Below are 13,180 nucleotides of genomic sequence, written 5' to 3'. Positions count from 1 at the left end.
TATACGCTATTTACGGGTTCAGTGTCACCAATAGTAAGCGGTTAATATAATTTAACATCTTCAGAGTTGATGACTGTAGCAGCACCACCGACCACAGCTTCGTGACTCAGACTGTTGATAAGCTCTGCGCCGAGCTTCTGTTGTGCCTCGTTCAATGGCACATAAGGCAAGCGAAATACAGGTAATGCCGCGCCGGTCATTGCTAGCGCTGTGTTAATCGCTATAGGGTTTGGTTCGCAGAACAACCAATTCATCAATGGCTGCAACTGAGCATTCAACTCATCATTTTTATTGTCCATCAGTGTTCGGAACAACTGCGGTACAAGATTTGAGGTAACCGAGATCACCCCATGTGATTGATGTAAATGGCGGCTGTCATGAGCCTGATCATCGTTTCCAGACCAGCAAGCAATGCCCTTCTCTTCGTAATGGGCGATCCGCTCATGTCCCGCACACTCTTTCATACCAACAAAATTAGCGTGTTGAGCAAGCGGCTCTATAATATCAGGTGTCAGGTCCTGACCTGTACGCCCTGGCACGTTGTAGATAAATGCAGGCCCAATCTCAAGCAAACGCGAAAAGTGCTCATTCAACCCTGCCTCTGACGTACGTCCATAATAAGGGTTGATCTGCAGTGCAGCATCCATTCCTGATGCGAAACCATATTCCGTTGCTTTGACCGCTTCACGGGTGTTGTTGCTACCGGTATTGCCGACAATCACCAGTCTGTCTGAAAATTTATTCACACTATGGGCGATGAGCATCAGGTGCTCTTCCCAGTTCATCAACTGGCCTTCACCTGTTGTACCACCCACAATGATCCCATCAACGCCCGCCGCTATCTGAGCGTCGACAAGCCTGTCGAAGCCGGCAAGGTCGATGTTACCATGCAAATCATAAGGTGTTTTGATAGCAGTAATTAAACTGGCTTGTTTTATGGTGTTTATGTTGCGCATACGGATATCGTTCAGTTCTTTGTTGGCGCTAAGTTTTAACATAAATAAATGTCAGATCCGAGGGGCAAGTGGAAATTTTGTAAAACAACTTGCCTAAACAGGTTGGTTCCGACACAATACAAACACTGTACATATAACCAGTGTTTATTTTATGCGTCTGTCCCAACATCTTAATACACACTTTTTCAGTGCCGAAGAGCTATGCAGCACGCTCAGAATCACGCAGGATCAGCTGCTCAATTGGCAGGAGCTGTGTATTTTTCCTAATGCCAGTTACAGTCTGGAAAACCAGATAAAATGCAGTTCCTATCTTGGGCTGTATGAATGTGTTGAGCACACAGAGTTTTATCCACGAGGAGCGGAACAATGGGGTCAGCAATTACTTAAACATCAGGTAGAGCAATCATCGCATGCCTATGAATTGTTCCAGCAAAAGTACACTCAGACATTAAGCAAATGTGCTCAGCAAGGCCTCGTCAGCCATGATTGTCGATTTAACGAAGACTTACCGGAACATATTCAGCAAAGCTGGCAGCAATACTTGTGCAGCAAGTACGGTGTTATCAGCCAAAATGGACTCGTGGAAGAAGTCGTATACATTGACCTGGGCCGTGCGCTGGTCGATGCATTGACTGAAGAGCGCACAGCCAGCCATATTGCGCCAGAACACAGAGCTGAATTGCTAAGCGCGCTAAAACTCTTAAACCGGGCACTTAGTCACCATATGGAACACGAAAAGCCCATGTCTATCCGTTATAAATACATTGAGTGCCTGGTAGCAAAATACGACCTCTCAATACGCTAGCGAATGTGGTCTTTAAACACCCGCAACTTTCGAATGATTAATGGGCCTGCTCATAGTGGGCCCGAAAAATTTCGAACGCCTTTAAAACAGTCAGTTGATCCGGGCATAACGCATCGTACCAGGCGTCAAACTGGCTATCATCATCTTGCTCACTTAAAGCCAGGTACTGTGCCAATAGCTCAATGATATCGCCATGGGTGCAGCTCAGGTTATCCAGTTGCTTTAATTGCTCTGAATGGTCTTTATTTTGTAATTCAGCAATCACGCTGTTATCCAATTGTTGTGTTTTGTCCATCATGACGAATTCCTGTTTCTCAATCCATAGCTAGTTATATCAGCCTAGTTCGTAAGATCCAGTGCTTTGTATGCCGTTCGGTCAATCTATCAACAATTTGTTATAAAAAGTAACCTCAGTTCGACTAAATTGCGCATAACGTGCAAATTGCGCGCTGGCTCAGGACACAAAAAAGGCGAGTCAGTTAACACCGACTCGCCTTAAATTCATCTTCAGTTAGATTATTTGCGTCTTCTGCGTAGCATTGCTAATGGTAAACTTAGTAGTGATAACCAAGCGAATGAACCTGAGTCGCCATCGTCATCATCATCGTCATCACCACGCAGATCTCTGATTGTGACATGCACTTCAGCATGGTTAGACAAGTTACCATAGGTATCTTCAGCCTGAACGCCAAAGTAGACCTCTTCCTGGAACTCAAAATCCAACTCTTTCGCAACGATTACATTACCCTCAGCGTCAACACTAAAGAAGCTGTCACCATAGACGTGGAACTTCTCTACCGGCGATACCTCTGCATCTGGGTCGCTGAATACCAGTTGCCCGATAACGGTGCCGATTGGTGTATTCTCAGCCACTTCGAAGCTCTGATTTGACTCAATGACCGGAGAAGCATCATAGATATTGACAGCGAAGCTTGCTGATACCTCATGCTCCCCATCTGTTGCATGTAGTTTAACATCACCGCTGAATACGCTGCTTGCAATACCACTCAAGACACCTTCTGAGAATCTCAGACCTGGGACCTGCGGCTCAATTGACAGGGTAATGTCTTCATTGTCCATGTCAGAAACTTTGCCATTAAAGTCAACTTCAACTGCCTGACCTAACATGATTTCAAGGTTTTCAAGCTCGGCGATAACAGGCATGTCATTGACGCCTTCAACGGTAAGCTCAACGGTTACCTCTTGCGTCGACTCGGCTTTTTCAGCAGTACCGGTGAACTTGAAGGAATCTTCTCCGGCAAAATCAGCGTCTGGCTTGTAGGTCACCATGTCGAACTTGTCCAGCGCAACAACCGCACCGACAGCCAATAACTCTTCTCCCAGCATCAGATCGCCTGATTCAGGTAGCTCAGCAATTTCGACCGATGCAAAAGCGTTTTTGAACCTGTCTGCAAACGCAGACGAGACGTTCACTGAAGAGTCTTCATCCAGCGTAATTTCATAATGCTCGTCGGTGGCTGATGCGACTTTGTAAGCACTGCGTCCATGGGTGAATGCAAAGACCTCGTTTCCATGGAAAGTCACCTTAGCAACGTTGGTATTTGCCAGACCTGAACCATCAGCAAACCAGTTTTCACCACCATCAGTCGAAATAAACACACCTAAGTCGGTACCAATAATAACGCGTTGTGCGTTGTTTGGATCAACCGCAACAGACGTTGCCGGCACGTTCGGAATGTCTTTATCAATAGGCATCCAGCTCTTACCACCGTCAGTGGTTTTCCAAACATGTGCCTGGTCAAAAGTCGAAACAGTTGCGTAAGCAATTTTGTCATCTGTCGGGTCAAATGCTATCGCGCTGACGGTGGCGCGCTCACCTTCTTCACCAATCTTGAAGCTATTCCAAGGAGTGGAAGCGTCTGATTCTCCAGCGTTGTAATTAATGTAGATATAACCTTCTCGGGTACCCGCAGCAACAATGTTTTCGTCTTGCGGCGCAATACCAATAGCATAAACAGAGCTGTCTAATGCCGGGCTACCTGCTACCCAATTTTCAGCTTGGTCAGTCGTACGCCACAACTGGCTTCCCCCAATCCACAATACCTGAGAATTAGATGGTGCCATTTCGAATCGCGTAATGAACGGGAAGCCATCATCGCCGCTGATGCCATTCGTTGCATCCGCGAAAGTCTGACCGCCATCAAGCGATTTTTGAATTGACAGACCTGTGAACTCAGAGAAAAGAATATTTGGATTGGTTGGGTCAACAGCAGTCCAACCGCCATCACCACCGGAGATTTCACGCCATTCGTTAAACCCGCCGTCTTCACCAAGCAAAGTACCATTATCCTGAGTACCACCAAAATAAGCCGTACCATCAGGCATAACCGTACCATGGTAGAATTGCGTTACCGCATACCCATTGTTAAGTGTTTGCCAATTCACTTTTCCTGTAGGATCGTTGGATGCACCACAGACCTGTTCAATATCAAGGCGTTTATCAAGCGCGTTGTCCGTTCTTTGGATACCGCCATCGTTACCAACGAACATAGTCGTGTTATTTACACCATCATACGCTGGGTGGAAAACGATGGTATGTTGGTCTGCGTGAGCATACAGCTCGTGGTCCATATCGAACCACCAGATACTGGCCGGCACGAAGGTTTTACCACCATCATCAGAACGGAACATATCAATACCACCCGTCCACACAACGTCAGGGTTTACCGGGTCTACAGCAATGATATTGTCATACCAGCCCTGGTTATAAAACTGTGGCTCTGGACCATATCCACACTGAGGGAATAATCCGAAAACAGTATTACTCAGTAAGAGTCGGCTAAAATCATCTGCCGTGTCCCGAGTGACAGTCGCGGTCCAGGTGACACCCATATCTTCTGACTTATAGACTGCTTCCATACCGTGATCACCAATATTGGCCAGCAGTGCATACATGATGTTATTGTCAGACGGTGCCACAGCGATAGTTGAGCGGCCTTGGGTTTCAAGTTCCAGCACTGCCGCCCAGGTATCACCACCATCGGCACTTCGGTGCAATCCACCTGTATCAAAAGAACCACAAGCGGTGACTAGCACATCGTGATCACCACCATCGACTACAGTCAAATCTGTACACCCAACACCCGCATCCTCTTTTACGAATACCGTTTCCCAGCTTGTACCATTGTCTTTTGAACGCTGAACACCGCCGCGAGTGGCTGCATAAAGTGTCGACGGGTCGTTCTTCCCAAATACGATTTTATTAGTGTAGTGGAATAGCTCATTACCAGCAGTCGCTTCCAGTTGCGTCCAGGTCATACCGCCGTCTGTGGACTTAAAGATACCATCACCGCGTAACGCATCTGCATTAAAAAAGCCTTCACCCGTACCTGCGTAGATAGTATTAGGATCGTTTGGAGCAAAAGTCAGGGTTGTTACTGCCAGGTTTGTTGCTAGATCACTCAGTGGATGCCATGATTTGCCCGCATCAGTTGTTTTCCAGACACCACCAGCAACACCCGCGGTATACATAGTATCGTGTTCAGTTGGGTGAATGATTAAGGCCCTGGTACGACCACCTATGTTGCCCGGGCCTAGTTCTTCCCACTGCCCAAGCTCGCGGTGTACTCCATCAGGAGAGTTAAGCTGAGGCACATAATCAAAGACAACCTTGTTGTCAGCCAATGAGTAACGGCGCATATTTTTAATATCTTCAAGCGCCTGCGAATACTTTTCAGTTGGAATCGTTTCTACGCCTTTAGGCAGACGCTGCGAAATATAAAACTCTTGTGCCTCTTTCGGCTTGTCATAACGTTTCGGTGAATTAGCTTTTTTCTCAGCTTTTGCAGCCAGATAGTCAGCCTTTTGCTCATATGGCGTCTCTTGCGCATGTTGATATGTCAAATAACTGGCACCGCCCAGCGCTATCGCCACAGCCAGGCTAACAGGATGTAAGAGTTTCATATTTTTCCCTTCAGTTTATTTATCGTTTTAATTAAATGTCAGCAAACCGGAACACGAGTTTGCCTTTGAACCGTTCACACCAAAAAACGTCAATAAAGTTAAGCACAAATACAGAAAGTTACAAACAACGTCATTTCACCGCATTTGCTTTAACTTCATTAGCAATTAAAGGTACATTCAAAATGTAACAATAACAGAATTTCATCAAATATGAATGAGTTCTTAATGTATAAGAACAGCTAAATTAGGGTTTGCAGTAAATGATCCAGTGTTTATTACTATCCACGATCGCGGCGCAAGGCAGCGCTATTGAAACAATTGAAGTCATAGGCGGGAAAAATTTACTTGCCTCAGAATCATTTACAAACGTTAACATAGCACATGTTAGCAAGGATGATTTGCTTGGTGCAAATAACACTATTGCAGATTGGATAATACAGGTTCCAGGCGTTTCGCTGAATGGTCAGGGTGGCCTATATCAGAGCTATAGTATTCGGGGCCTCAGTCGCTGGCGTGTCAGAACAGAAGTCAACGGCATCGTTTTACTCACCGACAGGCGCGCTGGTAATTCAGCCTCTTTTATTGATCCGGGCTTACTGCAACTTGCCAGTGTTCAAAAAGGCCCTGCGGCCATGCTCTATGGTTCAGAAGCAATAGGCGGCGTTATTTCCATGAATTCAGTTCAGGGGGAGCAGGATACGCTTGAACTAGGGTATGAAGATACAGGAAAAGGCCGTCGCCTGCTTGCCATTACCGGAGAGGAGCACTACAACCTGGCGTTTGCATACAGGAAGAAAGAAAAGAGCTACGCACCAAACGGCGACGAGCTAAACAATGGATTTGAGCAATTTTCCTCTAGTTTACGTTACCAGCATACGCTTACTAATGGTATCGAACTAAACATGTCCTGGCTCCCTTCCATTAGCAAAGACGTCGGAAAGAATAGTGTCACTTTCCCTGACAGGCAGATAGCGGTTTATCCCGAAGACATGCACAGTCTCGCACAGCTGTCTTTAAACTCTGAGCAGTGGTTTGTTAATGTGTTTCATCATTATCAGAACTGGGATAGCGACGTCACACGTATTGGAAAACGACATAACTTAACCCAATACCAGTCCCACACGCTAGGGACTAACCTGTATCACGAATACGACTTGTACGGCCTGCCACTGCGCGCTGGCTTAGATTGGACAGCAAGGCGTGGAGTTTCTATCACAGATCAAGAATCAAACCTGAAAGACGCCAGCGATCCTGCGAGCAGTACTTTGCTCGATGGCACACAAGACAATATTGCGGCCTTTATTAATGGCATATGGGAAGACAATGGGTGGAGAGTCGATTTTGGCGCGCGCTTTGATCATTTCAGTGCTAGTAACTTTGGCATCAGCAAATCTGACAATCATATCAGCCACAGCCTTGGGGTCACCAAGCAATGGCAATCCCATAGCCTGTCTTTAAACTATGCCAGTGCGTTCCGATTCCCTACACTTACGGAGCTATATTTTAATGGTGTTACACCTCGAGGAAATACGCTGGGTAATCTAGAACTAGAGCCAGAGACAAGTCAGGGACTTGAACTGACTTATCGCCTCAAAAAAGACAGTATAGATACCACCGTGAACTTATTTCATACTCAGCTGGATGACTATATAGAAAGAGTCAAACTGGTGTCGGGAGACAGAACTTATCAAAACCTGGATCAGGCAACAATTTCCGGGGCAGAAGTATCCACTCACATAGAAGTCAGTGACGCACTGTCTTATACATTCGGGTACACACATCAGCAAGGAAAAAGTAAATCGGGCGCTTATCTTGCTGACATTTCACCCAGCAAACTTAGCCTGTCTGGCCGATATGTCTGGCAGTCATTTGAGTTTGCACCCGCCGTCCATTATCAATTGGCAAAACGAAACGTTGGCTCTGGTGAAGCAGCATTGGAACGCAGCCTTGTCGCAGACTTAAATATGAGCTGGTATATGGACGAAAGCTGGACGCTAAGAGCGGGCGTGTTAAACCTCTTCAACCGTCTGCATCGGACCACAGCAGACGAAGATGCACCCTATCATGCCGAACGAACCATAAAACTTGATATTAGTTGGCAAATTTAGGACGCTTTTGCCCTGAGGCCCACCATTACGTGGCCCCGGGGCAATGTGGAAACGCTAAACGCTATTTACCAAACAGCAGCTCCCAAAAGCCAGGCGGCTCGTGCAACTTGTGATAGTCTTTACGCAATGCATCGACTTCTTTTAACAACTGCTTAGCCTGTTGGATTTGCTGTTGTGCCAGCAAACTTTGCGCTTCGTTTATTACACCAACTACTTTCTCAAGTCCCTGTAATGACTCAGCTTTAACATCGGTTTTAAAATTATGTAGTTTACTTTGCTTGAGTAATGACAACATGGTGTTCAGATGTCGATTAATCTCTTGCGCTTCTGTGGCTTCCATCGCTTGCTTGTATGCATGCCCCATATTTTTCATGGTCTGATTTAAATCCTGGCCTTGTGATGAAATAGCCGACTGAACAAAAAACAGTGAAAAAAGAATAATTACCAGGCGTCTCATTTTCCCCCCTTATTTAAGAATGGGCTAGTATATAAGTAAAAACGTGGCAAACAAACTAACGTCTTCATATTGAGAGGTGTAATGAAACGATTACTTATCATGGTCATCACACTGTTTTTTGTTGCATTCACCACTTACGCTCAGCCAATTACAGTCACCTTTATAAACCCAGGCCACAAACAAGACAATCCTACCGGGGCTTTCTGGCACAATGTTTCTAAAGTCATGGATGCTGCTGCTGAGGATCTCGATATCCAGCTGACGACGCTATACGCGGAACGAAATCATATCGTTATGAAAAAGCTCGCTCAGCAAGCCCTGCTGTCCAATTCGGACTATTTGGTATTGGTTGACGAAAAAGGGGTAATTACTGACGCATTGCTTACAGCAACAGGCGAGCATAAACGGGTCTCCTTTTTACTCAATAGTCCTGATAAGCTTGCGCTGAAGCGCGTCTCAGCTAAAGGGATTGGCGTGTTGGGTTCCGTCACCCCAGACAACTATCAGGCTGGCCGACTGCTTGCAAAACTACTCCATCAGTCTTTGCCTGATGAGTTACAACAAACAGGAGAACGCAGCACTATGCTAGCATTGCTCGGCGATGTTGCCACCAGGGCTGCAATTGAGCGAGAGCAAGGCTTGCTTGGCTATACCAACAGAAACTATGGTGTCAACCTGGTTGACCGGGTCGATGCACAATGGTCAGAAAAAAGTGCATACGAGTTGGCAACAGGACTACTGCAACGATTTCCGGATACAAAACTGATCTGGTGCGCTAATGACGCTATTGCCCGTGGCGCCGCGCGGGCTGCAACAGAACTCAATATCAGAGATCAAGTACACATTGGCGGCATTAACTGGGATGAAGGACACGAAAAGACAGTCGATGTGTCACTGGGCGGTCACGTTTTCTTAGGTGGCTACCTGCTAACAGAGATTAGAAAATTCCATGACCGCAAGATAAGTGCAATCGGCGAGCAAAAAATTGCTATTTTTCGACCGTATTCTGAAAATTTTAGACCATTGTATGACGCACTGCACGGTCGTGGTTTACGTGACATAGACTTCAGAAAGTTTACAACTGGCGGCCAAAGTTACAATATTAAGACACTGAATCAGCAAATAAAATTTTAATTTTTTTATTCTTAATATAAAAAATATATTACCACACAAGTTGCATATGCAACAAAAATCTATCCACGAAATCAGCCTCAAAAGTATAAAAAATCCCCAAGGAAATATTCCTGATTTTTTCATTATTGACAGCGCTAGCATTCCCTGTTTTAGTTATAAGGGTTAACAACATGTAATAAAGGTAAACTTATGAAAACCAAAGTTATAACAAGCGTAAAATACTCATTACTGGCCCTGAGTGTCACAGCAGCACTTAGCACAGCGCAAGCTGCTGAAACGCAGCGTGTCATCGTTACAGTCAAAGATTCAGCAGTTGCGAATACACTTCCTATGCGTGTATCAGGCGCAGAACTGTCTCAGTTTAAAGCGCAGGGCCTGGCCAGTATTGCTACGCAGGCCAATGTTGAAGCGATTGAGACTTTGCCAAGTGTCAATGCCGTTGTAATGGAATTAACCGCTGAACAATTAGCAGAGCTGGAAGCCAGTGGAAACGTTGAATCTGTAGAGGTGGATCCTAAGCGCTTTCTACCTGAGGTGAGCAGTCAATCTGTCTCTCCTTACGCAGAGTCAGTCCCTTACGGCATCACTATGGTTCAGGCAAACCAGGTTAGTGATAGCAGTGCCGGAAATAAGAAAGTCTGTATCATGGATACGGGTTACACACGCGGCCACCCGGACCTGCCAAACACAGGTGTGACCGGCAACGACGGCCACGGCTCTTATAACACTGGCAATTGGTATCAGGATGGCAATGGCCACGGCACACACGTTGCTGGTACGATTGCAGCCCTTGGTGGCAATGGCCAGGGTGTGGTTGGTGTGAATCCGTCAGGTCAACTTGGTTTACATATTGTTAAGGTCTTCAATGACCAAGGCCGCTGGGCTTACGGTTCAGACCTGATAAAAGCAATCGAGCAATGTGAGGCAGCGGGCGCAAACGTAACTAGTATGAGTTTGGGAGGCAGCGGTAGCTCAACAGCAGAACGTAATGCTTTTGCCCAAAGTGCACAGCGTGGCATGTTACACATCGCAGCAGCAGGTAATGGCTCTAATAGCTCATTCAGCTACCCAGCATCTTATGACGCAGTTGTCTCTGTAGCAGCCGTAGATAGCTCTGAGAGAGTCGCCTCATTTTCACAGTACAACAGCCAGGTTGAAATCGCAGGCCCGGGTGTGAATGTAAATTCAACCTGGAATGACAATAGCTATAAGAGCATCAGCGGTACATCTATGGCCACACCTCACGTCTCTGGTGTGGCAGCACTGGTCTGGAGCAACTTCCCAAGTTGTAGTGCAGATCAGATCCGCTCTGCACTGAATGCTACAGCGAAGGACAAAGGTGCAGCTGGACGCGATAACTATTATGGTCACGGTATCGTGCAGGCGAAAGCTGCCTATGACTATCTGACAAATGGAAACTGTAGTGGTCCTGGCCTTATCGCCGACTTCTCAGCAACTCCAAACGGCCTGAGCGTTCAGTTCAGTAACAAATCAAGCGCAGGTTCTTATAGCTGGAGCTTTGGTGATGGTAATTCGAGCTCACAAACCAGCCCTGGCCACACCTATGCACAGGCAGGTACTTACAACGTCACTTTGACAGTAACTGGTACAAATAACAAAACGGCGACTAAGAGCCTGAGCGTTACTGTGACAGATGGCAGCAATGGTGGGGGCTGTAGTGGTGTAGAAGCGTGGAATTCAGGCACCTACTACAACACAGGCGATAAAGTGTCTTACAAAGGCTACGAGTATCAGGCAACCTGGTGGTCACTGGGCGCTCGTCCTGACATCTTCAGCAATGTATGGCGCAAAGGCGCGCAATGTAAGTAACTAAACCAAGACAGCGCTCAGGGATGAGGTTGTCGCTCAGGGAGCAGGCACTAAGCTTGCTCCTTTAATATAAGGCCAAGGTCCCGGCAAGGATAACAAAGATACTGAACCACTGGTGGCGTTTTAGTGTTTCTTTATAGAAATAAACGCCTAGCAACGCCGCACTGATAATTCCGATGGCACGTTTAATGGCTTCCATTACCCCAGGCTGTAACTGCTGTAAGGCAACCAGCTGACATAATACAGCGAATGAAAATACAAATGCCGCACATCCCCACAGCCATTTCGATCTCAAAATCAATTTAATGGCTAGCTCAGGCCTGAAAATAATACTGTTTATGAGTACCACGGACAAAGTCAGAAAGATTAAATGAAAGCTGACAGTGCCAAATTTAAGTGCCTGTTTATCGAACACGATGCACATCCCCCAACACAATGCGGTTACCAGCATGTACCCTGTACCCCGCTCTGTCATTGACAGTCTGCCACCTTGTAATACAAACGACCCCAGAGTAATGGCCGCCAAGGCCACTAACTCAGCTTCACCTAACGGCTCTCCCAGCCAGGCCCAGGCAAAAGCGCCAGACACCACAGGGGTGACAGACAACAAGGGGAGCATCACAGCAATTTTTCCTACTGCTAAGCCGCGAATAAAGCACACACTGCCTAGTGCCGCGAGCAAGCCACTGACAGTGCCTGGAATAAAATACCCGGCTTCAGGCAGAGGGGCTTCGAGCCAGGCCCAGTAAATCAGGTAGCCAGGTAACACAAGCAAACTGAACATAATTGACATTAATGGGGCGCTAAATTGCTGAGCCAATTGCTTGCGCAAGAAATCAAAGCACGCCCAGCACAGAGCACTGAACAGGGCCATCAGCATTACGCTTCTCCGAGTTGTTCAAGGCAAAGCTCTGTTTGGTGGAGCATGTATGATGTCAGTTTTTCATGATCCGGTTTCCAGCCAAGTAAAAAACGATGAAAATCCGCCCATACAAACGCCCATCGTTGTCGCCAGCACTTTTCCAGGTCGTGAAACTGCTCTTTGGACCAGTGCTCAGCTAATGCCTCAGATAGCTGCTCAAAGTATACGTCAAGATATTGCTCAGCATGTAACTCCAGATCACGTCCACAATACAAACTGGTAAGCAGCAGCATAACATCAGCAACTCCAATACCCTCCCCTATATGCTGGAAATCGTAGCCCAACGCCTGACTCCGAGAAAAAGCGAAATTAGCCAGCTTTGCATCACCGTGAATCAGTGTCTGATAGGGACAATCCAACAACCGTTGGTCAATCTGTTTCGCACTGCTTTTAAGTAAGCCTGACGTCATGCGTTCATACTCGTCTGGGCGTGTGCTCAAATGCCAGTAGTTTCCTCGTCCGTATATGCCGCGCAGGTTTGGACTGACAAGTCCTGCCGCATGAAAACGCGCCAGCCACGCCATCATTAGATTCACGTGCACAGGGTCTGCTTTGCTGACGTTGTGATATCCCTGAGTTTCAAAGTCAGTAAATACAGAGATAAAAACCTGATTTTGATTCGCTAAGGCTTTTACTTCTGGTAATGCAATTTCATTAGAATAACTTTGCGCTGTATCTCGATAAAACCTCAGTTCCTTTTCATAGGAACGATACTTACGATTCAGCGAATGCTCACTTTGCGTAATGTGCCTGTGATCGAGCTGCGCAGGCACAGTCGCAACTTTCGCAACGAGCATGTTTCCTTGATAAGTAAACTTATAAATGTGACCACAGCCACTCCACAGCGCTTGGCTGTGCTGCGAGTCTGGCAACATGGTCATGACGTGAGAAACAAGTGTGGTGGCTGACATAACATTCCCTGAGTTCTTAAGTTTATGTTGACAATAACGTACTGAAGATATGTTTATCTCACAGTGTAACACGCCTACAAATACTTCAAGGATAGCAATGACAATGACTTACGAAAAAGCCCCGGTTAAACGG

At 46.4% G+C, this 13,180-nt stretch carries 10 protein-coding genes; 4 read left to right on the top strand and 6 right to left on the bottom strand.

From position 1 onward, the window contains the following. Window positions 1-41: 41 nt before the first annotated feature. The gene (gene dapA / locus NH568_RS19335; protein ID WP_138543623.1) at window positions 42-956 is read right to left on the bottom strand and encodes a 4-hydroxy-tetrahydrodipicolinate synthase; all 915 of its coding nucleotides are present in this window, start codon (window positions 954-956) and stop codon (window positions 42-44) included. A 151-nt stretch (window positions 957-1,107) separates the two neighbouring features. On the opposite strand from dapA, the gene NH568_RS19330 reads away from it, so the two are divergent. After that, the gene (locus NH568_RS19330) at window positions 1,108-1,761 is read left to right on the top strand and encodes a DUF6058 family natural product biosynthesis protein (protein ID WP_253049939.1); all 654 of its coding nucleotides are present in this window, start codon (window positions 1,108-1,110) and stop codon (window positions 1,759-1,761) included. Between the two features lie 37 nt (window positions 1,762-1,798). On the opposite strand, the gene NH568_RS19325 is transcribed toward NH568_RS19330, so the two are convergent. Together NH568_RS19325 and NH568_RS19320 are read right to left on the bottom strand one after the other, a co-directional pair. Beyond that, window positions 1,799-2,056, bottom strand: coding sequence for a hypothetical protein (locus NH568_RS19325; protein WP_138543624.1), 258 nt, complete (start codon window positions 2,054-2,056; stop codon window positions 1,799-1,801). A gap of 221 nt (window positions 2,057-2,277) precedes the next feature. Then, window positions 2,278-5,685 carry a rhombosortase-dependent cadherin domain-containing protein gene (locus NH568_RS19320; protein WP_253049937.1) on the bottom strand — a complete coding sequence of 1,136 codons (3,408 nt, stop codon included), beginning with the start codon at window positions 5,683-5,685 and terminating at the stop codon, window positions 2,278-2,280. Between the two features lie 260 nt (window positions 5,686-5,945). Here NH568_RS19320 and NH568_RS19315 point away from each other — a divergent pair, with 260 nt between their 5' ends. Beyond that, window positions 5,946-7,793 carry a TonB-dependent receptor gene (locus NH568_RS19315; protein ID WP_253049935.1) on the top strand — a complete coding sequence of 616 codons (1,848 nt, stop codon included), beginning with the start codon at window positions 5,946-5,948 and terminating at the stop codon, window positions 7,791-7,793. A gap of 61 nt (window positions 7,794-7,854) precedes the next feature. On the opposite strand, the gene NH568_RS19310 is transcribed toward NH568_RS19315, so the two are convergent. Beyond that, window positions 7,855-8,250: a cytochrome b562 gene (locus NH568_RS19310; RefSeq protein ID WP_253049933.1), complete on the bottom strand. Its 396-nt coding sequence runs from the start codon at window positions 8,248-8,250 to the stop codon at window positions 7,855-7,857. An 81-nt stretch (window positions 8,251-8,331) separates the two neighbouring features. Between NH568_RS19310 and NH568_RS19305 the strand changes: the two genes are divergently transcribed. Both NH568_RS19305 and NH568_RS19300 read left to right on the top strand, forming a co-directional pair. Then, on the top strand, window positions 8,332-9,384 hold the full coding sequence (locus NH568_RS19305) for an ABC transporter substrate-binding protein (RefSeq protein WP_253049931.1): 1,053 nt from the start codon (window positions 8,332-8,334) through the stop codon (window positions 9,382-9,384). Between the two features lie 189 nt (window positions 9,385-9,573). Beyond that, on the top strand, window positions 9,574-11,214 hold the full coding sequence (locus NH568_RS19300) for a S8 family serine peptidase (protein ID WP_253049929.1): 1,641 nt from the start codon (window positions 9,574-9,576) through the stop codon (window positions 11,212-11,214). 64 nt (window positions 11,215-11,278) lie between these two features. Here the strand turns inward: NH568_RS19300 and NH568_RS19295 are convergent, their stop codons facing one another. Both NH568_RS19295 and NH568_RS19290 read right to left on the bottom strand, forming a co-directional pair. Continuing rightward, complete coding sequence (locus tag NH568_RS19295; RefSeq protein ID WP_253049927.1) at window positions 11,279-12,094, bottom strand: DMT family transporter; 816 nt, start codon at window positions 12,092-12,094, stop codon at window positions 11,279-11,281. Next, window positions 12,094-13,047: an ecdysteroid 22-kinase family protein gene (locus NH568_RS19290; protein ID WP_253049925.1), complete on the bottom strand. Its 954-nt coding sequence runs from the start codon at window positions 13,045-13,047 to the stop codon at window positions 12,094-12,096. Before NH568_RS19290 ends, NH568_RS19295 begins: the two co-directional genes overlap by 1 nt. Window positions 13,048-13,180: the final 133 nt, after the last annotated feature.

The sequence above is a fragment of the Pseudoalteromonas sp. XMcav2-N genome, from assembly GCF_024124545.1.
Classification (GTDB): Bacteria; Pseudomonadota; Gammaproteobacteria; order Enterobacterales; family Alteromonadaceae; genus Pseudoalteromonas.
This window is presented reverse-complemented; position numbering and strand designations above follow the sequence as displayed.